We start from the raw sequence: 23475 nt of genomic DNA, 5'->3' as shown, positions 1-23475 counted from the left end.
CATACGTTATCGGGGTTTTAAATCCTGATACCGTTTTAAAAAAAATAAAAGATGAGTGCATTAGATGATGAATTAGATTACCAAATATTGAAACTCCTTCAAAAAGACGGTAGAATGTCGTTTACTGAAATTTCTAAAGAAATTAATGTGGCAGTGAGTACCATTAGACACCGTTATATTAACTTAATTGAAGATGGGACTTTGCAAATTATTGGTAGAGTCGATCCTAATAAAATTGGGTTTAATGCTTATGCAAGTGTTTTGATTTCGGTTAAACCAAAATCATACATGAAAACCATTTTTGAGGAATTAGCAAAGTTGCCTGAAATTAGTTTCTTGGCATCTGTTTCAGGGGATTATGATATTGAAGCCAATATTATGTGTCGGGATATGGAGCATTTGAATGAATTATTAGGAGATAAAATTCATGCAATGGAAGGTGTTTTTGATACCAAAACAAATATGTATATGAAAATTTACAAATTCGCGCAACCCGATTTAGAATTAGCAAAATTATCAAGCAAGCAAAATGAATAATACAGACAAATTATACGAAAGAAGAAAAAAAAGTGTTCCAAACGCTTTGGGAATTTTCAATCCATCCAGCATTCAATCTGCCAAAGGAGCCATCATTATTGATGCCGATGGCAGAGAATTGATTGATTTTGCAGGAGGAATTGGGGTAAATAATGCGGGACATGGTGTGCCGGAAATTATTGAAGCAATTCAAAAACAAGCGGAGAAGTTCATTCATGCTTCCTTCAATGTTTCTGTCTACGAACAATATTTAGACTTAACAGAAAAATTGTGCGAAATATTGCCACACGGGGATTCTACAAAAGCCATGCTGACATTATCAGGTGCGGAATCAGTGGAAAACGCCATTAAAATTGCTCGTGCCGTAACCGGAAAATCAGGAATTATCTGTTATGATGGTTCTTTTCACGGACGTACGATGATGGCGATGACTTTGACATCCAACGTGAAATACAAAGAAGGTGCCGGACCTTATGCTCCTGAAGTATACCGTTTGGAATTTCCGTATTATAAACCGAGTATGAGCGCCAGAATGACTTCAGATGAGTTTGATGATTTGATGATTATGAAGTTACATAAAACTTTTTCATCAACCGTTTCAGTAAGTCAAACTGCTGCAATTATATTGGAATTAGTACAAGGGGAAGGCGGTTTTACCGTTGCTTCCAAAAAATATGTTCAATATTTGCGTAAATTCTGTACCGAAAATAACATTTTCTTAATTTTTGATGAGGTGCAATCCGGTTTTGGACGTACCGGAAAATGGGCCGCTTATGAGCATTATGGCGTGACTCCAGATTTGTCTACTTGGGCAAAATCTATGGGCGGCGGAATGCCTATTGGAGCTGTTATTGGAAAACAAGAAATAATGGATGCCGTAAAACCGGGACTTATTGGAGGAACGTATTTAGGAAATCCGTTGAGTTGCGTGGCTTCATTGGCAAGTATCAATTACATGCAAAAAAATAATATCAATGCAGCTGGCGAAAAAGTAGGTAAGATAGTTCGAGACAGATTCAATCAGTTTCAGGCAAAATATCCAAAAAACATTACCGATGTCCGTGGATTGGGAGCTATGCTGGCGATTGAATTCTTTAATCCAGTAACTAAAATGCCTGATGGTGATGCCACAAAAGCCATTGTCAATAGATGTTTGGAGAAAGGATTAATCGTGATCACTTCGGGGACTTACGGAAATTGCATCCGAATTTTAAGTCCCTTATTTATAGAAGAAGAAATTTTAGAAAAAGGCTTATCTATTTTGGAACAAACAATAGAAGAAATACTATGAGAAAGCAATATATAAATGGAGCATGGTGCGACGCAATTGGTGGCGCCACTTGGGATTTACAAAGTCCGGCTACAGAAGAAATAATTGATAAAGTCCCTTTTGGAAATACTGCCGATTGTACGTTAGCTATTGCAGCCGCTGATGCTTCTTTCAAAGAATGGAAAAGTACAACACCTTATTTTAGAGCTGAAATATTAAAAAAAGCAGCTAATTATATTCGGACAAATGTTGAAGCTTTTGCAAAGGAAACTTCATTGGAGACAGGAAAACCAATGTTGGAATCAAGAGGAGAATGGCAAGTTTCTGCTAATCTTTTTGAATGGTTTGCAGAGGAAGGAAAAAGGAATTATGGACGAGTAGTTCCTACGAATGGAGCTGATAAAAGAGCGATGGTTATTTATCAGCCAGTAGGAGTTGTGGGAGTGATTACAGCTTGGAATTTTCCGGCGTACAATCCGGCACGTGCTGTTGCAGCTGCTTTGGCCGCTGGTTGTTCTGTAGTCATGAGAGGTTCGGAATTTACGCCGTTGTCGAGTTTTAATTTGGCTACAGCCCTACACGAAGCCGGAATTCCTAAAGGAGTTTTTAATTTAATCAACACAGAACCAGTTTCTACGGGAACTGAAATGATTGATAATCCTTTATTGAAAAAAATAAGCTTTACGGGAAGTACCCGAGTGGGGAAAATATTAATGGATGGCGCTTCAAAAACGGCAACTAAATTGTCTTTGGAACTTGGTGGAAATGCACCAGTAATTATCGATAAAGATGTAGATGTTGCTGTAATCGCTCATCAAGCTTTGGTTGCTAAATTGAGAAATTGTGGACAAGTTTGTGTTTCACCGCAACGTTTTTATGTGCATGCTGCCATTTTTGGGCAATTCATCGCTATTGTGAAAGATGATATTTCAAAATTAAAAACAGGAATTAACGGGGGAGAAATTGATTTTCTGGGTCCGCTTATCAATAAAAAACAACAGGAACATTCATTGGCTATGCTTGAAAAAGCAAGAAATGAAGGCGCAACAATTCATATTGGCGGTGAACCGGCTGAAAAAGGGTTTTTTGTGCATCCGGCTTTGATTGAAGCGCGACAAAGTCAATCTTTTATCAAGACGGAGATGTTTGGACCGTTGATGATCGTGATTCCTTTTGAAACAAAGGAGCAAGTTATCGAATGGGCAAATGATACTGAATACGGCTTAGCTTCCTATGCTTTTACCAATCATATAAAAACAGCTAATTTCTATGCCGAAAATCTTGAATTTGGAATGGTAGGAATTAATGAATGGGCTCCTCAAGGGACTGAATTGCCCTTTTCAGGTTGGAAAAGTAGCGGAATAGGCCACGAATCCGGTTCTGAAGGATTGAAAGAATACATGGAATTGAAACTAATCAGTTATGGAAATATGTCATAAAGATTTTTGATTTAAGATTAACGATTTTTGATTGCAGATTGTGAATCCATTTTTGTCATCATGAGCGCGGTTAAGAGAAGTGTTCCAAATGATAACAAGATTAAATAAAAAATTATGAAAAAAGAAATTTTAGGTAAATACACGTTGCAAACGCCTTTGCCGGAACATGCAAAACAGCAAGCGGAATTACAGGAAATTGTTTTTCCTACTTTGTCTGCTGAGGAATTAATTACGGAAGAAAAATATAAAAGACATTTGGAGATTTTTCCAGAAGGACAATTTATTGTTTTAGACGATGATAAAGTGATCGCTTCTTGTACGACTTTGCTTCAAAATTACCACAAAGGACATCATACTTTTTTGGATATTTCTGATGATTTATGGTTGGGAACGCACGACCCTAAAGCCGATTGGATTTATGGTCTGGATGTTTCAGTTCATCCGGATTACCAAGGAAAAGGTATTGGAAGAGCAATTTATAATGCACGTCAGGATGTGGCTAAAGTATTAGGTTGTAAAGGGCAAATGACTGCGGGAATGCCAATAGGTTATGACAAAGTAAAAGATCAAATGACGATTGCGCAATACTGTGATAAACTGATAAAAGGGGAAATCAGTGACCCAACTGTTACGGCTCAAACCAAATGCGGATTCATTCTGGTGGAACCATTATTCGATTATTTAGATGATCCAAGAAGCGGGAATTGTTCGGTATTGATGTATTGGCCTTTGGATCCAAACACTAAATTAAGCGTGAACCATTAAAAAAGTGTTCAGTTTGCAGTATTCAGTCGCAGTTAACAGCTAGACAAACTTTGATTTATTATTGAATAATAAGGGGACTATCTTAATGGTTCAAAAGCAAAAAAAATTAAAAAAAACAAAATGATATTCAAATCAATAAATCCATTTTCAAGAGAAATTATTGCGGAACACGAAGTGTTGACAAACGCACAACTGAATCAGAAATTGGAATTGTCAGAAAGTACTTTTAAAAATTGGCGAAATACTTCTTTTCAGGAAAGAGCTGATAAAATGAAAAAACTGGCCAATATTCTGAGAGAAAAGAAGGACGAGTTAGGTTTATTGATTACTAATGAAATGGGTAAAATTTTACCTGAAGGAATTAGTGAAGTCGAAAAATCAGCAGGAAATTGTGACTTCTATGCGGAGAATGCAGAGAAAATGCTGAAAGACGAAAAGTACGATACGCCTTTTACTAGCCTATCTGTTTATGATCCGATGGGTGCTGTTTTTGCGATTATGCCATGGAATTATCCTTTTTGGCAAGTATTGCGTTATGCTGCGCCGGCAATTATGGCTGGTAATGTGACACTATTAAAACATGCACCTAATGTTATTGGTTGTGCCAAAGCTATTGAAAATGCATTTCTGGAAGCTGGTTTTCCGGAAGGTGTTTTCCAACAAATAACCATCGATATTGAGCAAGTCGAAAGTGTAATCGCGTCGGATATTGTACATGGAATTACGTTGACAGGTAGTGAAATAGCAGGTTCTTCTGTGGCTTCATTGGCTGGAAAGCATATCAAAAAATCAGTTATGGAGTTGGGAGGTTCAGATGCATTTATTGTTTTGAATGATGCCGATATTGAAAAAGCAGCTACTGTCGCTACCCAATCCAGAATGTTAAATGCAGGTCAGGCTTGCATTTGTGCCAAACGTTTTATCGTTACCGAAAAAGTTGCAGATGAATTTGCTGCCCTTTTTGCCCAAAAAGTAAATGCTTTACATCAAGGAAATCCATTGCAGGACGGAATCAATATGGGACCATTAGCCCGATTGGATTTGGCCGAAAAACTAAGCAATCAATTAGAAAAATCATTGCAACAAGGGGCTAAATTAATACTGGGAGGAGAGCGTGAAAATTGCAATTTCCAACCAACATTAATTGATTTTGTGGATGCTAATAATATTGCTTTTCAAGAGGAAACTTTTGGTCCATTGGCTACAATTATAAGAGCCAAAGATGAAAACGATGCTATCGCTATTACTAATAATCACAGATACGGTTTGGCATCCGCAATTTGGACGGAAGATCGTGAAAATGCATACCGATTAGCTAGAAAAATTGAAGCTGGAAATGTTTTTATAAACTCATTGGTACGTTCTGATTCCAGAATTCCTTTTGGTGGAACAAAAAAATCAGGGTATGGAAGAGAATTGTCTGAAATTGGTATCAAAGAATTTATGAATATGAAATCAGTAATTATCGAATAATTATAATTTAAGAATAGAAAATGGATTTTAAAATTAACGACCAAAACCAACCAAAAATGAAAAAAGCAGTATTAATTTTAGCATTAATGTTAACAAGCGGTTTGGCATTTGCACAAGATGCACCTGTTTCCGAACCAGAAGCTCCAGAGCCTAAATTTACAGCTGCAGTAGATGTTGTGTATCCTTATTTGTGGAGAGGAATAAAATATTATGGAGATAAAGTAGCTTTTCAGCCTTATATGGCATATGCCTTTACGGATAAATTGTCTGTTGGAGTATGGGCAACAACAAATTTTTCTAATGCTGCCGATGCTTACAACGAGTTTGATTGGAGTATCTCCTATCAAATATCTCCTGTTGTGAAAGTAATGTTGAGTGATTACTATTGGCCGGCAACTAAGAATAATCAAGATTGGGAGAGAAGCAGCTATTTTGATTATTCAGAAGGTTCAGCACAGAGTTTAGATCTTTCTGTATTATTAGATTTTTCTGAAAAAGGAGTGCCATTAGACTTTCAATGGAACACGTTTATTGGTGGAGGTGATTATAAATATGATGATAATGGAAATCCGACTACCAGAGCTTTTTCTAGTTATGCTGAAATAGGATATACGTATTCTTTAGAAAGTGCAGGTTTGGATATTAGACCTTTTGTAGGCGCTGTGGTTATTAATGGAGGGTATTATGGTGTTGATGCGAGTGGCAAGGCAGGATTTACTTTCTCGAATGTAGGAGTAAATGTTGCTAAAGAGTTAAAAATTACGGAGAAATTTAGTTTGCCGGTTTTTGTTAGATACACGAACAATGACTACGGAATTCAAGAATTTGATGCCAATGATAATTTGACTAAAACGGTTAGAAATTTCTTTTCTGCGGGTGTGACTTTTAATATTAAATAATTTGTTTATCTATCAAAAACACTTCTTCTTTTGATAGCCTAGTTTAAGAATTATATAAAAAAAAATCGCCTTATGGCGATTTTTTTTTATTTTAGAATCTCAATTGATAGACTTCATCTAAATCCTTTTCTGAACTGATATTTACATTTAAATCAGTTACAAAACCTGAATTTAATCCATAAACCCAGCCGTGTAGTGTTAAATCTTGTCCATTTTTCCAAGCTGCTTGAACAATGGATGTTTTGGCTAAGTCATAAACTTGTTCTTTTACATTAACTTCAACGAAAGCATTGAAGCGTTCTGTCTCATCAGCAATTGAATTTAGGTATTCATCATGTAATCGATAAACATCTTTTATGTGTCGAATCCAGTTGTCAATAATCCCAATGGAATCATTCCCCATCGCAGCCTTTACACCTCCGCAACCATAATGGCCGCAAACAAGGACATGTTTTACTTTCAAAACATTTACAGCATAATCTAATACACTCAACATATTCATATCTGAGTGTACCACCATATTGGCAATATTTCTATGCACAAATACTTCGCCAGGTTTAGCACCAATTATTTCATTAGCAGGAACTCTACTGTCTGAACAGCCAATCCATAATAATGGTGGAGTTTGGCCTTTGGCTAAATCTTGAAAATAATTGGGATCCTTAGCTAAAGAGGTTTCGACCCATTCTTTATTGTTGTCTAATATTTTTTTATAAAAATCTTTCATTTTTTTTAATAATTAAAATTTAACTTTCTATGTGTTTTTAATATAAATGTATTTTCTTAAATCTTATTTTTTGATTAAATCTTCTGAGGTAATTTCTCTTTGAACCATTTTTCTTTTTGCAACATCATAATAATGTTCAAAAGTAACTTTGTTTGGTGTTTCTTGACTATTTTCTAACTGATAGGCTTTTTTAAATCCTCTAAGCTTAACTTTTATATGATCCTCTTTGGCTCTGGTAGTTTTAAATTCATGGATTAAATCCAAAATATCATGGGCAATATAAACAGTGTCTGTTGCATCAATAATTACTTTGGAGTTTTCAGGGATATCATTCAAAGTAGATTTGATTGCGGCTTTATTCAAAAAAGAAACTTCTTGTGCTAAATCGATGTGAATAACATCACCATCTGCATATTCTTCTTTTCTAAAATGGTACGCTCGTTTCAAGTTTCCTTTTAAAACAAATATAATACTGATGATAATTCCCAATGCTACTCCTTTTAATAAATCGGTGAACACAACTGCTAGCAAGGTAGCGATGAAAGGGACGAATTGGTATTTTCCTTTTTCCCAAAAATGCTTAAATGTTGATGGTTTAGCCAATTTATATCCTACTAATAACAATATAGCGGCTAAGGTAGCTAATGGAATTTTATTCAAAATTAATGGAATAGAGAGAACACTAATCAATAACAACGCACCATGAATGATGGTTGACATTTTAGATTTGGCCCCAGAATTACTATTTGCAGACGTACGTACAATTACCGATGTTAATGGCAAACCACCTAAAAGAGCGCTAACCATGTTCCCAATTCCTTGAGCTTTCAGCTCTATATTGGTGTCGGTATATCTTTTTTGAATATCCATTCTGTCGGCCGCTTCGATGCTTAATAATGTTTCTATCGAAGCAACAATAGCAATTGTAAAGGCAACAACCCAAACTTTAGAATTTGTAATTCCAGAAAAATTTGGGGTTACAATTATTTGTTTGAATTCCTCTAAAGATGTTGGAACGGGTAGTGATACTAAATGTTCTTTGGCTATAGTCAAAAAACTACCAGTTGATGTGAAAATTTCGTTCAAAACAACTCCAACAATTACTGCTACAAGTGCACCTGGAATCAATTTTAATTTTTTCAAAAAAGGAACCTTATCCCACGAAATCAATATTAGTAATGAAACGGCTGTTATTACTATAGAGCCCAATTGTATGTAATTAAAAATATTCAATAGTGCAGAAAATGTATTGCTTCCTCCCAATTCGGAGAAGGCTTGATCCCCTTCAAAATCATTATCATAACCAAAAGCATGGGGAAGTTGTTTCAGAATAATAATAATTCCAATTCCGGCCAGCATTCCCTCAATCACATTGGTTGGGAAATAATTTGAAATAGTTCCTGCTTTGATAAATCCCAATGCTAATTGAATTAAACCGGCAATAAAAACTGCAGTTAGAAAAACGTCAAAAGCACCTAAATCAGTAATAGCAGTAAGAACTATAGCAGTTAGTCCAGCGGCTGGACCAGAGACGCTTAAATTAGATGTACTTAAATAACCCACAACGATACCACCTACAATACCTGAAATTATTCCCGAAAATAGCGGTGCACCAGAAGCCATTGCAATACCTAAGCACAATGGAAGCGCCACCAAAAAAACCACTAAACCAGATGCAAAATCGGATTTAAGGTTAGCAAAAAGATTGATTTTTTTTGTCATAATACCTTACTGAAAATTGAATACAAAGAACTTGTTCACATTGTTATAATGTGAGAATTAGATTTTAAAATTTTAAAATCAACGTTGTATTAAACTTGGTCGGGTGGGGGAATAAATATAGAAGAAGCAATTATATCGTGCTTAGACAAATTCTCTGATAGAATAAGAGTTGAAGTTAATTCTGATAAATTGATTATTTCATAACCCATATCAAAATGGCAAATTGCTTTAATCTGTTTGTGTAATTGTTCTTCCTCAGAAAAACTATAGGTAATAGAAGTGTCAGCACTTTTCTGTATTGCACTAACAATTGTTGGTGTTAAAAGAAAAGCAATAAAAACAAACAATAATATTTGTGCGATCAGCTTCATAGCTGCAAAAATAGAATTTAACAAATGAAATCAATACTACTTTGTGAAATTTAAAATAAAATTAACATCTGTATAGCTAATAAAAGGAGAAAAAGGTTTTCATGATGGTATTTCTCTTGCAATTGAAATTTTGATTTACGGGTAATTAATTATTTGATAATACATAAAATAAATTTCTGTAAAATTTTGGCTTTTTAATCTTTAGATGTTTTTTATTTCTTGCACATTGGATTGGAAATTGGGAAAGCGTTTTTATTTATAGTTTGGATTTTTATAATGAAGAATTGGATAATAATAGTTGTTTTATTTTTTTAATGTAAAAAGAATGATTTTAGTCACAAGGGGTAAAAATATAGGGTATGAAATAATTTAAAGTATAAAATAGATATAAAAAATCATTTTTAATAGGTGTTTTAATGGTGGTGTATGAAAAAATGGAGGTTTTGAGAATATCCTTATTATTGATTTTTTAAAATATTACAATAATAATATGGAATGTATATTATTCTCCAATGATTTTTTGTTATCAATAATTCTTCTCAGAAAGAGCTAAAAAAGTAATTATTAATTATTCATCTTAAAATAAAAGTTAATAAATTCGCCAAAAGAAAAAGGTGTTTTACTCATAAAAAAGAATAATTATCACTGCTTTTTTTTATTTCGTATTAATAAAAAGGATTTGATTTGAATATTTTATAAGCATTAAACTAAAACAATAACCAACCAGATTAATAATTAAAACTAAATTAAACATGAAAAAAGCAGGACTAATTTTAGCATTAATGCTAACGACGAGTATGACATTTGCACAAGAAACACCAGCACCAGCAACTACTTTTGGAGGATCAGCAGATATGTATTACAAATATGATTTTGCTAATTTAGCGGGAAACGGTAAAACTAGTTTTACTAATTCTCATAACTCATTTGAGTTAGGGATGGCTTCTATTGAGGCATCTCATAAAATGGGAAAAGGATCTGTGTTTGTTGATTTAGGCTTTGGAAATAGAGCAAAGGAATTTACATACAATGATAATGCAAGTTCATTTATGATTAAACAATTAAATTTCACTTATGAATTTTCAGATAAATTTAAAGTTACTGCAGGTAGCTTTGGTACTCATATAGGATATGAGTTATTGGATGCTGTGGATAATAAAAACTACAGTATGTCTTATGCTTTTACAAACGGACCATTTTTTAATACAGGTGTAAAAGCGCAATTTACCTCAGGTAAAGTTAGTTTTATGGCAGGGGTAACTAATCCAACGGATTTTAAAACGGCTATTGAAGCTGGTTCTACTCAAAAAACATTCATAGGACAAGTTGCTTATGTTGGGGATTCAGGAAGTGTTTATTTTAATGCAACTTCTGGAAGTGCAAATCCTGCAACTACTGTGAATAAAACGCAATTTGATATAGTAGCTTCTAAAAAGATTTCTGATAAATTTTCTCTAGGATTTAACGGAACGTACGCTTTAATAAATGATGATGTGACTAGTGCAAATGATGAAAAATGGTTTGCTTTGATTGGATATGCTAGTTATGCTGCAAAAGATAATCTTAGTTTAGCATACAGATTAGAATATTTTGATGCAACGGATGCAGCTGTAGCTCTTTCTGCTTTAGGCGGGTCTAGTATTGTGGGGAACACGCTTTCATTGAATTACAAAGTTGGTAATTTAACGATTATTCCTGAGGTTAGAATTGATCTTTCATCAGAAGATGTATTTTTAGATAGCGATGCACTTCCAACAAGTTCTAATGCATATGTTTTACTTGGAACAACGTATAGTTTCTAATTAATTTAGAGAAAATAATATTTTTTTTTTGCTGTCAAGATACTTTTTAAGTATTTTGGCAGCTTTTTTTATTGAACCAAAACTGGATATTTTTACAGATGAATTGTCTTGAGATGAGTGATTTTTTATCTTTGAAAATGCAGTGTCTTTATAATGTCAAATAGAGTCTTTTTATCAAAATTTAAGACAGAATATAGTTAAAGGATTTGTTGTTGTTTAATAGTATTAATAAGGGTTTAGACTTTGTTAAATCTGACAATTATCAACAATCAATTTATTCATGCAAATTATTAGAGAAATAGTATCAAACAAAAAAATCGGCTTTTTGAATTTTTCAAAAAGCCGATTTTGCTTTAATTTATTTGGAACGAATGAATTATTGTTTTTTATAAATAGAGTAGATGGTATTCTTAGTGTTTTCATCTACTGTAGCATCAACCTGAGATTGAATATAATGTAATTTGAATGCAATTACAGCTGCCGAAAGATTTTTAGTATCATAGCCGATAATTCGTAATCCTTGTTCTACATTAAAATCTAATGGAGCAATTTCTAAAAAATCATCTGACCAAATTCCAAAACCTTTCTCCGCTAAAATTTTCCATGGAAATAAAGCACTGGGATCTTTTTTTCTGGTTGGAGCAATATCAGAATGACCAATTATATTTTGAGCAGGAATATTATAGTCTTTTTTTAATTTAGTCAAAAGTGCCAGTAAACTGTTTATTTGTAATTCAGTAAAAGGTTCTGTACCATTATTATCTAACTCAATTCCTATAGATGATGAGTTGATGTCAGTGTTTTTTCCCCATGAACCCGTCCCGGCGTGCCAGGCTCTTAAATAATCATTTAACATTTGAACCACTTTTCCATTATCTGAAATTACATAATGGGAACTTACCTGTGTTTCCGTTTTTGTAAATGTTTTAACGGTTTGTTGCAATGAGTCTTGGGCAGTATGATGAATAATTATGAAGTTAGGTTTTCGTAAATTAAAATTTACGGTACCTATCCATTCTGTATTAATTCCATTTTGCAAAGGGGTTGATCCCATTTTTGAAATGGAATCTTTAAAAATATGTAATTGTTTCGCGTATAAAGTATCAATGCTTATTGCAGTTTCGGCAACATATGGCAAAGGCTGTGGCTCTTTAGTTGAAATCTGGTCTTTTAATGTTTTAAGTTTTGCGTCATAAACTTTCTCACTGGCTTTATAAGGATTAGTGGAGCAAGATGTAATTACAACAGCTGAAATCAGGTAGTAAAAGGATTTTCTCATATTTTAAATTTCATTTTTACGTACCAAAATACGAGTTATCTATTTCTTTTTGGATTTTTTCGGGTTTTTACTTTCTTCTTTAAGAACCTTGTATTTTTCTTTTTGATCATCATTCAATAATTCCACGATTTTCCGTTCAGTATTTTCGTTCAGAATTTGAATATCTTTCATTTGATCGCTTTGATTGGTTTCTTGTTTTAGTATGACCCCTTGGCGTTTTATACTTTCAATGAAAATATTTGATATAGCAATTTCTTGAAGCGCATCAAGAGTAAGTGCGGGCTTTATTTTTTCCATTATTTTTCCAACGGTCTCTTCCACAGGAATTTCTTTTGGTTTTTCTTGACTTCTATCTTGGTCCATGCTGCTATTCATGCGGCCGCTTCCATAGCCATTTCCACCATAACCGCCGTAACCACCTCCGCCATACCCATTATTTCCATATTGTGCGGATATAGTGTTAATAGATAATAACATAAATGCACCCACTACTAATGACTGAACTATTTTCATATAAAATGTTTTAAAAATGTTTTCAAAAACTATATTATAAATCTAAGCGGGCTCACCATACAAATCAAATTCTGTAGCCTCGATAATTTTTATCATTACAAACTCACCAGTTTTTACATAATGTTTTGAAGCATCAATTAAAACTTCGTTATCTACATCAGGACTATCAAATTCAGTACGTCCCACAAAATGACCACCTTCTTTTCTGTCGATGATACATTTGAATGTTTGTCCTACTTTCTCTTGGTTTAAATCCCAGGAAATTTGAGATTGTAATTCCATAATTTCATTCGCACGCTCCTGTTTGACTGTATCTGGAACATCGTCTTCCAATAAATAAGCATGGGTATTTTCTTCGTGAGAATAAGCAAAACAACCCATTCTGTCAAATTTCATTTCTTGAACAAAATCTTTCAATATGTTGAAATCCTCTTGTGTTTCTCCGGGATATCCTACGATCAAAGTGGTACGAATTGCCATTCCGGGAACAGCTTCACGGAAATCTTTCAATAATTTTGTTGTTTTTGCCTGAGTTGTTCCGCGACGCATTGATTTCAAAATTGAATCTGAAATATGTTGCAACGGAATATCAATATAATTACAAATCTTAGGTTCACGTTTCATGATTTCCAGAACATCCATTGGGAAACCAGTCGGAAAGGCGTAATGCAAACGAATCCATTCGATTCCTTCTACTTTTACCAACGCTTCTAATAATTCACCAAGATTTCTTTTTTTGTAAAGATCCAGCCCATAATAAGTCAAATCCTGGGCAATCAAAATTAATTCTTTTACACCGTTTTTAGCTAAGCCTTCAGCTTCTTTTACCAATTTTTCAATGGTTTGTGAAACGTTTTTTCCTCGCATCAATGGAATCGCACAAAAACTGCATGGTCTGTCGCAACCTTCGGAAATTTTTAAATAGGCATAATTTTTAGGAGTTGTAGTTAATCGTTCTCCCAATAATTCATGCCTATAATCGGCACCCAAAGCTTTCAGTAATTGCGGCAACTCAGTAGTACCAAAAAACTGATCCACATTTGGAATCTCTTTTTCTAAATCAGGTCGGTAACGTTCAGATAAACATCCGGTAACGAATACTTTATCTACTAATCCTCTTTCTTTTTTATCGGCATATTGCAAAATCATGTTTACTGATTCTGCCTTAGCATTATCAATAAATCCACAAGTATTTATCACAATAATATTTCCTTCTTCAGCTTCTGGAGCTTCGTGAGTAACATCTTTTCCGCTTGCGCGAAGCTGTCCCATAAGCACTTCACTGTCATATACATTTTTCGAACACCCAAGAGTGATTACGTTGATTTTATTCTTTTTTAAAGACTTCGTTCTCATAACATTAGAATCCCGATAATTTGGGAATTTTGCAAAATTACAATTTTTTATTCAAACTGAACTTATTTCAGTTTCTTTTCAATTTTTTTATGGAGCCATTCCTGCTGTACGTTGCAATCTCCCGAAAAAAAATCGGGAGGATTTCTCCCGAAATTTCGGGACCATCAGGGCTAAAAAAAACCGTTCCATAATAACGAAACGGATTCTTATTAGTATTTTTTTTTGGGGAAACTATAATTCAAACAATAAAGTCAAAGAAACGTTATTGTTGATAGTATTTATTTTAGCGCCATCTGTAAATCCTTGATTGAAAAATCCTTGTTGAGAATTTCTTTCCGACGATGAATACGATAAATCTACCTTGGTTGAGCCAAAATTATAACCCAAACCGCCTGAATAACCAGTCAAATCACCAACAGTTGTTTTGTTTTTATAGGGGCTTTGTTCGTAGCGGTATCCTGCTCTTAAACTTAATCGCTCAATTTTGTATTCAGCGCCCACTCTTACTTCATTGGTTTTATCCAAAACTGAATTCATATAGCTGTTTGTATTACTGAAATAAGAATCGTTTTCTGGTTTGAATTTCGTCTTGCTGTAATCTTTCATGGCATAATCAATGCTTATCAATCCTGATTTGCCAAAAACATAAGCAAAACTTCCCGTAAGTTTACTTGGTGTTTGTAATTTGTAAGGTTCGTAATAATTTGTAACTTGGGGATTTACCACATCATTCGTGTCTGGAAGATTTGTTGCGCTACTCACGGCTACTAATCGTTGTGAAAACTCGTCGCTTAAGTGATACCAAGTTGATGATTCGTAAGCTAGTCCTAAGCGAATTTCATTAGTAACTTTTGCAATAGCACCGACTTGAAATGAAAATCCAGTTCCGTAAGTATATAATTCGTTGTTAAAATGTAAATTAGTCACAGTATAATCCGAGGTTAATGGAGCGCTGTTCTCTTCGTAAAAAATGGAAGATTGTCTGTAATCTGTAAAATGGGAGTTTAAATTAACTCCTATATATAGTTTGTCTTTATAGGATGTTGCGGCATTAAATGATAATTTTCCGTTATATCCATTAGTGCTGATGGTGTTTTCTTGATAATAATTTCCACCTGCAGGAACATTTGAATTGTATTGTGTGTTGTTTGGATTTGTGCTAACAGGGTTAATGATATATCCTTGATATCCTAAAAAAGCTTGTTGAGCTCCGTGATCTAAATTTCCATAGCTTGAGTTTTCTAGTATATTTAATGGGACTCCATCAGCATAACTTAAAAAATAGCCGTCAACTGAATTATTTGGATTGGTTCCCGCAGCGAACAAAGAATTATTGAAGTTGTTTATGTTGTCATAATTAACTCCTACTGAAAACTTTTTCCAATTGCTATTTGAATTTCTATTATTAAAAACAAAAACACCTCCAGCTTGATTTAAATCAAATGAATTATCTTTCTCGGTGGTTTCAGTACCAAAATAGTTGGAATTATTTTTCGTATTGTAACTGCTCAAAGTTACACCTATTTGATTATTTGAAAAAACAGCAGAACCTGCGGGATTTATATTCAAAGAAGATAAATCTCCACCAAGCGCTCCAAAAGCACCACCCATAGCTCTAAAACGTGCTGTTCCATTCAAATTGTCCTGCGCATATCGCATCGCATCTGTTATTTCTTGTGACTGTGCAGCACTAAAAGTGAAGCCAGTTATTAGTAGGAATAAATATTTTTTCATTTTTATTTCAGGTAAAGTTTAGTTTTTATTCAAATATGAGGGAAGCGTTATCGTCTTCCACCTCCGCCAGATGATCTTCCGCCACCGCCACTGTTTCCGCCACCGCTTCCACCATAGTTGGAACCACTTGAGCTAGGGTTATATGATCTGGAAGTTGAAGGACTGCTGTCGCTTCTTGAACTTGGTGTGTAAGATCTTGTAGTGTTGTTGTTGTTGTTGCTTTCGCTGCGAGCACTGTTTGTATTTGTGCTAGTTCTTCGATTAGAATTACTGAAAGTATTGTTCTGATTCTGATTTCTTGTGAAAGTAGGACTTGTTCTGCTGTTGATGCTATTATAAGTAGAATTTCTATCGTTTGATCCTCTGTAACTATTAGTTTGGTTTTGAGAATAATTTGTGGAACTTCGGTTGGTATAGTTTCTATTGCCGTTTACTGTATTAGAATAGGAGGAGGAGCCTCTTCGGCTAGGATTGTAAGAGTAGTTGTTGTAATAGCCTTGATTATAGCCATATCCATAATTAGCATACCCGTAATTAGCATATCCAAATCCAAACCCAAAACCGTAATATGGGAAGTTCCAGCCAAAACCAGAGTAACCAAAACTAGAATATCCATATCCATAATATGGATAACCATAGCCGTAATTTGCATAACCATAATTAGGATAGCCCATACCATAGCCTAAAGAAAAATCCCAGTAATTAGGCGATACATTTATTACGGTTTCACGGGAATTACTTCCCCATCCGCCATAGTTTTGGTTCGTGCCTTGGATGCTATCGTCATAAGAAGTATAGTTATCCACATCGGTAAAAACCTCAGGCGATTGATTGTTGTCTTGTAAAGAACCAAAATAATTTTTGTAATAATTATTTGGAGTATTTTGATTCTCACTTTCAATGATTTTTCTGTTTGAATTTCCATAAATCCCATCCCCGTCATAGTAAGAGCTATTTTGATAAGAGCCACATGAGGTTAACAGAATGCTCAAAAAACCAACAATATAATAAATTGATGTGTTTTTGAGGGAAAAAGTACTAGTTTTCATATCTATGGGGTTTTTTATTGTTGGACAATACAAAAATAGTTAGTTTTGCGGAACTATTTAGTTAAAATTATTAAAACAAAATTTGTGCCAAACTATTCAATATGAGTAAGAACTTAACTACAAGATCAGAAGATTATTCAAAATGGTATAACGAGTTGGTTGTAAAAGCCGATTTAGCCGAAAATTCAGGAGTTAGAGGCTGTATGGTTATCAAGCCTTACGGTTATGCAATATGGGAAAAAATGCAAGCTGAGTTGGATCGAATGTTTAAAGAAACAGGTCATCAAAACGCCTATTTTCCTTTATTTGTTCCAAAAAGCATGTTTGAAGCAGAAGAAAAAAATGCGGAAGGATTTGCAAAAGAATGTGCTATTGTAACGCATTATAGATTAAAAAATGATCCCGATAGGCCAGGAAAACTTATGGTGGACCCTAATGCAAAACTGGAAGAAGAATTAATTGTTCGTCCAACAAGTGAAGCTATTATTTGGTCAACCTACAAAGGATGGGTGCAATCTTATAGAGATTTGCCGTTGTTGATTAATCAATGGGCAAATGTGGTGCGATGGGAAATGAGAACAAGATTGTTTTTACGTACTGCAGAGTTTTTATGGCAAGAAGGGCACACTGCTCATGCTACAAAAGCTGAAGCTATTGAAGAATCTGAAAAAATGATGCATGTGTATGCTGAATTTGCGGAGAATTTTATGGCAATTCCAGTAATAAAAGGTTTTAAAACTGAAACAGAACGTTTTGCCGGTGCTGAGGAAACCTATTGCATAGAAGCCTTAATGCAAGACGGAAAAGCATTGCAGGCAGGAACGTCTCACTTTTTAGGACAAAACTTCGCTAAAGCATTTGATGTTAAATTTGCTAATGCTGAAGGAAAGCAAGAACACGTTTGGGGAACTTCATGGGGAGTTTCTACTCGATTAATGGGGGCTTTGGTAATGACACATTCAGATGATAAAGGATTGGTTTTACCTCCAAATTTAGCGCCTATTCAGGTGGTTATTGTTCCAATTCACAGAACAGATGAACAATTAGAAGAAATATCAACTGTGGTTGCTGATTTAGTTTCCCAATTCAAGAAACTAAAAATTGCGGTTAAATACGATGACAGGACTACGCAAAAACCAGGATTCAAATTCAATGAATATGAATTGAAAGGAGTTCCTATTAGAATTGCTGTTGGTCCTAAAGATTTAGAGAACGGCACTTTTGAAGTTGCACGAAGAGATACATTGACTAAAGAAGTTGTTTCCAAAGACGGAATTGTAACTTATATCAACGATTTATTAGCTCAAATTCAGATTGATTTGTTTGATAAAGCCTTAAATTATCGTGACACGCATATTACTGAAGTAAATAGTTTTGATGAATTTAAACAAGTTTTAGAGGCTAAAGGAGGCTTTGTATCAGCTCATTGGGATGGAACTGCAGCAACGGAAGAGAAGATAAAAGATTTAACCAAAGCTACGATTAGATGCATCCCTTTGGATAGGGTAGAAGAGGCGGGAAGCTGTGTTTTTACTGGGGCTGAGTCTGTAGGAAGAGTGTTGTTTGCGAAGGCATATTAAAAAAAAATAATTTTTTTTGCATCTACTATTGTACGTTTCAAAAATAGTTGTATTTTTGCATCCGCATTAGAGAAGCAGGGCCCGTTCGTCTATCGGTTAGGACGCATGGTTTTCATCCATGTAAGAGCGGTTCGATTCCGCTACGGGCTACTATTTTTTTTGCATGTTAAAGTTTTCCTGAACTTAGAGGGAAAAATGGCCCGTTCGTCTATCGGTTAGGACGCATGGTTTTCATCCATGTAAGAGCGGTTCGATTCCGCTACGGGCTACAATTTCAATTTAGATTGATAAAAACTTAGGAGGATAAGGTCCGTTCGTCTAGGGGTTAGGACGCCAAGATTTCGTCTTGGTAACAGGGGTTCGATTCCCTTACGGACTACAAAAAAATAGTAAAAGATAAAAAAGCAATAAAATGGCAAATCATAAATCAGCTCTAAAGAGAATTAGAAGTAACGAAAAGAGAAGAGTATTAAATAGATACCAACACAAAACTACTCGTAATGCAATTAAAGCATTAAGAATAGCTACTGATAAAGTAGATGCTACTTCTAAATTATCAAGTGTAATATCTATGATTGATAAATTAGCTAAGAAAAATATCATTCATGATAACAAAGCTTCTAATTTAAAGTCTAAATTAACGAAACATGTTGCTAAATTGTAATTAGTACAATTTTTAAAATAACTATAAAAAAAGCTCTCAATTTATTGAGAGCTTTTTTTATAGTTATTGTTTTTTATATTTTATTTTTTAAGTATTCAAGCATTGACACGGTTATAGGTTTTGATAAAAAATCAATGACCATAGAGTATGATTTTGCTTTTTCTAAGTCTTCAGGGTCTATTGTAGAGGAAAGAACAATTACTTTTATAGTGTTGAATTCCGAATAGTCATCGGTGTTAAAAATATCTAGAAACTCCCACCCTCCCATTACTGGCATATTTAAATCTAAAAAGATTAATTGAGGGTGTTTTTTTAATTCGCTTTCAGAGTTAGTGCCTTTTAGTTTGTTAAAGAAATTAAGCGCTTCTTCTCCGTTTTGAGAAGTAATTATTTCATTTGAAAAGGATGCTTTAGTGATCACTTTTTTGCATAACATAAGTGTTATGGGGTCGTCATCAACGCATAAAATTTGATCCAACATTATTGTTTGTTTTTAAATGTTAACGTGAATGTAGTTCCTTTGTTTACTTCACTTTCAATGTTAATAGTTCCTCCCATAGTTTCAACCTGAGATTTTACAAGGTATAATCCAAGTCCTTTACTATCAGGATAATTGTGAAATCTCTGGTATAGTCCAAAAACTTTCTCTCTATTTCTTTCTAAATCTATGCCTATTCCATTGTCTGTGAATATTAGATAAACAGTGTCGTCAACTTCATTAGCGTTAATTGTTATTTTAAGCTTTCTATTTTCAGATTTGTATTTTATAGCATTTGTCAATAGATTTAACAATATGCTTTCTATATAGGCCTTGTTTGTATTTAAAACTGAAACTTTTTCGAAATTAAGTTTAATTATGGGTTTGTACAATTCAATTTGAAAACTGAGCTGATTAAAAACGTTTTCAAAGATTTCTTTTAAAAGTACAGCTTCTTTTTGAATTGAAGGATTGTCTTTGATGATAATAACTTTTACTAAGTCATTAATTGTTTCATTTAATAAATGCGTTGATTTATTAAAACCGTTTAGGATTTCCTTTAATTCTTGATTCTCTATGGGGATATCTTCAATTAAGTTTAAAAGACCTGTCAGGTTAGATAAAGGTGCTCTAAGATTATGAGAAGTAATGTAAGAAAATTGCTTTAAGTCTTTATTGTTTTGTGTTAATTCTCGAATAAGCTGCTCTTTTTCTTTTTCTTGTTTCTTTTCTTCAGAAACGTCTCTTTGTATTGAAATCCAATGCGAAAGTTCATTTTCTGAATTGTATATAGGAATCATAGAAAAGCGAACCCAATATTCTTCTTTACTTTTTTTATAACTAATAGTCTCAATTAAACACTCTTCCTTATTTTTTAAAGCGCTAATTAATTTGTTGTACTCTTGTTTGTCAGAATTTGGACCTTTAAAAAGATTTGGAGTTTTTCCAATAATTTCCTCAGAATTGTATCCTGACATAATGGTAAAAGCGGGGTTGACATAAATTATTTTTGGAATCCTGGCGTTGCTGGAATTGGCTTCGGTTATAATTATGGAATCTTTAGATTGTGTAATTACAGTTTCTAATAGTTTAAGTCTTTGTTCTTCTTCTTTTTGTTTTGTTATATCTTGTATTGCTCCGATCATTCTTATGGCTTTTCCGTCTAAGTCTTTAAGAAGGAATCCTCTGTCAAGAACGTATTTATAGGAGTTGTCCGCACATCTAAACCGATACTGGTCTTGCCATTTTTCTGTTTTTTGTTCTATGAATGAATATAATTTAATAGACATTTTAATACTGTCTTCAGGATGGATTTTATCAAACCACCATGTTGAGTTTTCGCCTACCTGATCTTCTTTATAGCCAAAAACACTTTCTATTCCTTTATTCCAAGATAAATTATCTTCTTGTATTTTCCAATCCCAAATAGTGTCACTTGTTGCTTTTGCTACAATGTCATATTTTTCGTTTGATTCTTTAATTTCGTCATTTGTATTCTTTAATTTTTCAAAAACAGCGATATTTCTATTGTCGTTTTTTGATAAAATAAATTTGTAAGTTATACCTGTAAAAGATATAAATAACAAATCTTTTAGAAAGTTATAATGTTGGTAATTAGTATTGTGAGTGTAGTTTTGAAATAATTTATGGTAAATAATGGCCATAAATATGGAGATGAGGACGTAGGTTAAGGTTATTTGATTGGTTTTATTTTTCATTACTCAAATATAATTAAATAAAACTTAATTATTAAACATGATATCAAACTATTTTTAAGCTTTATTTACTTACTATTTCTGGCTCTAAATGGTTAACAATAGGTAAACTATTGTATTAATATTTTTTATATCAAAATAAAGTGTACCTTTGCACCCATTAAAAATCACAGATGGAATCTATTAGAAACATTGCAATTATTGCCCACGTCGATCACGGTAAAACAACTTTGGTTGATAAAATTATGTATCACTGTCAGTTATTTCGTGACAACGAAAACACAGGTGACTTAATCCTTGATAACAACGACTTAGAGCGTGAAAGAGGTATTACTATTACTTCTAAAAATGTTTCTGTAGTATACAAAGGAACAAAAATCAACATTATCGATACTCCTGGTCACGCCGATTTTGGTGGTGAGGTAGAACGTGTATTGAACATGGCTGATGGAGTTTGTCTACTAGTAGATGCATTTGAAGGCCCTATGCCTCAAACTCGTTTTGTATTACAAAAAGCACTAGACCTTGGTTTAAAACCATGCGTTGTTATTAATAAAGTTGATAAAGAAAACTGTACTCCTGAAGAAGTTCATGAGAAAGTTTTTGACTTAATGTTTGAATTAGGAGCAGAAGAGTGGCAGTTGGATTTTCCAACAGTTTACGGTTCAGCAAAAAATAACTGGATGTCTGACCATTGGGAAAACGTAACTGATAATGTGGAAGCATTGTTAGATATGGTTATTGAAAATGTACCAGCTCCAAAAGTTTCTGAAGGAACACCACAAATGTTGATTACTTCATTAGACTTTTCAGCTTTTACAGGTCGTATCGCTATCGGTCGTCTTGAAAGAGGTGTTTTGAAAGAAGGAATGCCGATTTCATTATGCAAAAGAGATGGTGTAATAATGAAATCACGTATTAAAGAGTTACATACTTTTGAAGGACTAGGTCGTAAAAAAGTTCAAGAAGTAATTGCTGGAGATATTTGTGCAATTATTGGAGTTGAAGGTTTTGAAATTGGAGATACAATCGCTGATTTTGAAAATCCAGAACCGTTACAAACAATTGCTATTGATGAGCCTACCATGAGTATGTTATTTACAATCAATGACTCTCCTTTCTTTGGTAAAGAGGGTAAATTTGTAACTTCTCGTCATATTAGAGATAGATTGAATAAAGAATTGGAAAAAAACTTAGCAATGAAATTGGGTGAAACTGATTCAGCTGATAAGTTCATGGTTTTTGGTCGTGGTGTACTTCACTTGTCTGTTCTTATTGAAACAATGAGAAGAGAAGGATATGAGTTACAAATCGGTCAACCACAAGTTATCATCAAAGAAATTGATGGTAAAAAATGTGAGCCAATTGAGGAATTAACAATCGACTTACCAGAAACACTTTCGGGAAGAGCGGTAGAGTTTGTTTCTTTCCGTAAAGGAGAAATGTTGAGTATGGAAACTAAAGGGGAACGTATGATTATAAAATTTAATATTCCATCACGTGGAATTATTGGATTACGTAACCAATTACTTACTGCTACTGCTGGTGAAGCTATTATGGCACACCGTTTCATAGGATATGAGCCTTACAAAGGAGAAATTTCTGGACGTAACAAAGGTTCATTGATTTCTATGGAAAAAGGAAAAGCTATTCCTTATTCTATTGATAAATTGCAAGATCGTGGTAAGTTTTTTGTTGAACCAAATGCCGAAATTTACGAAGGTCAGGTAATTGGAGAAAACTCTCGTGGTGATGATATGTGTGTAAACGTAACTAAAGAGAAAAAACAATCTAACGTTCGTTCTTCTGGAAATGATGAAAAAGCTAGAATTATCCCTCCAATTATTTTCTCATTAGAGGAAGCTTTAGAATACATTCAAAAAGATGAATATGTAGAGGTTACACCAAAATCTATTCGTTTAAGAAAAATATATTTGACAGAAACAGATAGAAAAAGATTCAAATTCTAAATTTAGATTTTATAGTAAAAAAGCCATTCGAAAGAATGGCTTTTTTTATGCTTTTACTTTTTTTTATCAAAGGATTAAAACCGCTTAAAAATATAAAAATAATCCAATTTTTGCTTCCTCTTTTTGGAGAGA

Annotated in this window: 20 protein-coding genes and 3 tRNA genes; 13 read left to right on the top strand and 10 right to left on the bottom strand. The window is 33.7% G+C overall.

What is annotated here, in order from left to right; genetic code table 11:
- Positions 1–51: 51 nt before the first annotated feature.
- The 6 genes from ACM55M_RS06300 (at position 52) to ACM55M_RS06275 (ending at position 6383) form a co-directional block, all read left to right on the top strand.
- A complete protein-coding gene (locus ACM55M_RS06300; protein ID WP_039109557.1) occupies positions 52–537 on the top strand; it encodes an Lrp/AsnC family transcriptional regulator in 486 nt (161 codons plus the stop codon).
- On the top strand, positions 530–1828 hold the full coding sequence (locus tag ACM55M_RS06295; RefSeq protein WP_416856725.1) for an aspartate aminotransferase family protein: 1299 nt from the start codon (positions 530–532) through the stop codon (positions 1826–1828). The genes ACM55M_RS06300 and ACM55M_RS06295 overlap by 8 nt, the downstream gene beginning before the upstream one ends.
- Positions 1825–3246: an aldehyde dehydrogenase family protein gene (locus ACM55M_RS06290; RefSeq protein ID WP_416856724.1), complete on the top strand. Its 1422-nt coding sequence runs from the start codon at positions 1825–1827 to the stop codon at positions 3244–3246. Before ACM55M_RS06295 ends, ACM55M_RS06290 begins: the two co-directional genes overlap by 4 nt.
- A 114-nt stretch (positions 3247–3360) precedes the next feature.
- Positions 3361–4011, top strand: coding sequence for a GNAT family N-acetyltransferase (locus ACM55M_RS06285; protein ID WP_416856723.1), 651 nt, complete (start codon positions 3361–3363; stop codon positions 4009–4011).
- A 120-nt stretch (positions 4012–4131) separates the two neighbouring features.
- Positions 4132–5484, top strand: coding sequence for an NAD-dependent succinate-semialdehyde dehydrogenase (locus ACM55M_RS06280; RefSeq protein ID WP_416856722.1), 1353 nt, complete (start codon positions 4132–4134; stop codon positions 5482–5484).
- A gap of 56 nt (positions 5485–5540) precedes the next feature.
- Complete coding sequence (locus ACM55M_RS06275) at positions 5541–6383, top strand: TorF family putative porin (RefSeq protein ID WP_416856721.1); 843 nt, start codon at positions 5541–5543, stop codon at positions 6381–6383.
- Between the two features lie 91 nt (positions 6384–6474).
- Here the strand turns inward: ACM55M_RS06275 and can are convergent, their stop codons facing one another.
- The 3 genes from can to ACM55M_RS06260 all read right to left on the bottom strand — a co-directional run bounded on the left by can (position 6475) and on the right by ACM55M_RS06260 (position 9203).
- On the bottom strand, positions 6475–7110 hold the full coding sequence (gene can, locus ACM55M_RS06270; RefSeq protein ID WP_416856720.1) for a carbonate dehydratase: 636 nt from the start codon (positions 7108–7110) through the stop codon (positions 6475–6477).
- Positions 7111–7173: 63 nt separating this feature from the next.
- Positions 7174–8832 carry a SulP family inorganic anion transporter gene (locus ACM55M_RS06265; protein WP_416856719.1) on the bottom strand — a complete coding sequence of 553 codons (1659 nt, stop codon included), beginning with the start codon at positions 8830–8832 and terminating at the stop codon, positions 7174–7176.
- Positions 8833–8921: 89 nt separating this feature from the next.
- The gene (locus tag ACM55M_RS06260; RefSeq protein WP_416849585.1) at positions 8922–9203 is read right to left on the bottom strand and encodes a hypothetical protein; all 282 of its coding nucleotides are present in this window, start codon (positions 9201–9203) and stop codon (positions 8922–8924) included.
- Between the two features lie 752 nt (positions 9204–9955).
- Between ACM55M_RS06260 and ACM55M_RS06255 the strand changes: the two genes are divergently transcribed.
- Positions 9956–11005 (top strand): outer membrane beta-barrel protein, encoded by a 1050-nt coding sequence (locus ACM55M_RS06255; RefSeq protein WP_416856718.1) that lies wholly within the window; start codon positions 9956–9958, stop codon positions 11003–11005.
- A gap of 376 nt (positions 11006–11381) precedes the next feature.
- Here the strand turns inward: ACM55M_RS06255 and ACM55M_RS06250 are convergent, their stop codons facing one another.
- The 5 genes from ACM55M_RS06250 to ACM55M_RS06230 form a co-directional block, all read right to left on the bottom strand.
- A complete protein-coding gene (locus ACM55M_RS06250; RefSeq protein ID WP_416856717.1) occupies positions 11382–12284 on the bottom strand; it encodes an N-acetylmuramoyl-L-alanine amidase in 903 nt (300 codons plus the stop codon).
- Positions 12285–12323: 39 nt separating this feature from the next.
- Positions 12324–12797 (bottom strand): hypothetical protein, encoded by a 474-nt coding sequence (locus ACM55M_RS06245; protein WP_416856716.1) that lies wholly within the window; start codon positions 12795–12797, stop codon positions 12324–12326.
- A 42-nt stretch (positions 12798–12839) separates the two neighbouring features.
- Positions 12840–14153, bottom strand: coding sequence for a 30S ribosomal protein S12 methylthiotransferase RimO (gene rimO / locus ACM55M_RS06240; RefSeq protein WP_416856715.1), 1314 nt, complete (start codon positions 14151–14153; stop codon positions 12840–12842).
- A 231-nt stretch (positions 14154–14384) separates the two neighbouring features.
- Positions 14385–15887 carry an OmpP1/FadL family transporter gene (locus ACM55M_RS06235; RefSeq protein ID WP_416856714.1) on the bottom strand — a complete coding sequence of 501 codons (1503 nt, stop codon included), beginning with the start codon at positions 15885–15887 and terminating at the stop codon, positions 14385–14387.
- A gap of 47 nt (positions 15888–15934) precedes the next feature.
- Positions 15935–16936, bottom strand: a complete 1002-nt coding sequence (locus ACM55M_RS06230) for a hypothetical protein (RefSeq protein ID WP_416856713.1) — start codon at positions 16934–16936, stop codon at positions 15935–15937.
- Between the two features lie 101 nt (positions 16937–17037).
- Between ACM55M_RS06230 and proS the strand changes: the two genes are divergently transcribed.
- The 5 genes from proS to rpsT all read left to right on the top strand — a co-directional run bounded on the left by proS (position 17038) and on the right by rpsT (position 19180).
- Positions 17038–18516 carry a proline--tRNA ligase gene (gene proS / locus ACM55M_RS06225; RefSeq protein WP_416856712.1) on the top strand — a complete coding sequence of 493 codons (1479 nt, stop codon included), beginning with the start codon at positions 17038–17040 and terminating at the stop codon, positions 18514–18516.
- A gap of 78 nt (positions 18517–18594) precedes the next feature.
- Positions 18595–18666, top strand: a tRNA-Glu gene (locus ACM55M_RS06220).
- 47 nt (positions 18667–18713) lie between these two features.
- A tRNA-Glu gene (locus ACM55M_RS06215) sits at positions 18714–18785 on the top strand.
- A 38-nt stretch (positions 18786–18823) separates the two neighbouring features.
- A tRNA-Glu gene (locus tag ACM55M_RS06210) sits at positions 18824–18895 on the top strand.
- 33 nt (positions 18896–18928) lie between these two features.
- Positions 18929–19180 (top strand): 30S ribosomal protein S20, encoded by a 252-nt coding sequence (gene rpsT, locus ACM55M_RS06205; RefSeq protein ID WP_039109573.1) that lies wholly within the window; start codon positions 18929–18931, stop codon positions 19178–19180.
- A 73-nt stretch (positions 19181–19253) separates the two neighbouring features.
- Here the strand turns inward: rpsT and ACM55M_RS06200 are convergent, their stop codons facing one another.
- Both ACM55M_RS06200 and ACM55M_RS06195 read right to left on the bottom strand, forming a co-directional pair.
- Positions 19254–19661, bottom strand: coding sequence for a response regulator (locus ACM55M_RS06200; protein WP_416856711.1), 408 nt, complete (start codon positions 19659–19661; stop codon positions 19254–19256).
- Positions 19661–21376 (bottom strand): PAS domain-containing sensor histidine kinase, encoded by a 1716-nt coding sequence (locus ACM55M_RS06195; protein ID WP_416856710.1) that lies wholly within the window; start codon positions 21374–21376, stop codon positions 19661–19663. The genes ACM55M_RS06200 and ACM55M_RS06195 overlap by 1 nt, the downstream gene beginning before the upstream one ends.
- Before the next feature lie 170 nt (positions 21377–21546).
- Between ACM55M_RS06195 and typA the strand changes: the two genes are divergently transcribed.
- Positions 21547–23343, top strand: a complete 1797-nt coding sequence (typA, locus tag ACM55M_RS06190; protein ID WP_416856709.1) for a translational GTPase TypA — start codon at positions 21547–21549, stop codon at positions 23341–23343.
- Positions 23344–23475: the final 132 nt, after the last annotated feature.

Origin of the sequence: Flavobacterium galactosi (genome assembly GCF_048158585.1) — a bacterium.
In the GTDB taxonomy this organism is placed as follows: domain Bacteria; phylum Bacteroidota; class Bacteroidia; order Flavobacteriales; family Flavobacteriaceae; genus Flavobacterium; species Flavobacterium galactosi.
Note: the sequence above shows the minus strand (reverse complement) of the source record. Positions and strands in the feature narration are given on the sequence as shown.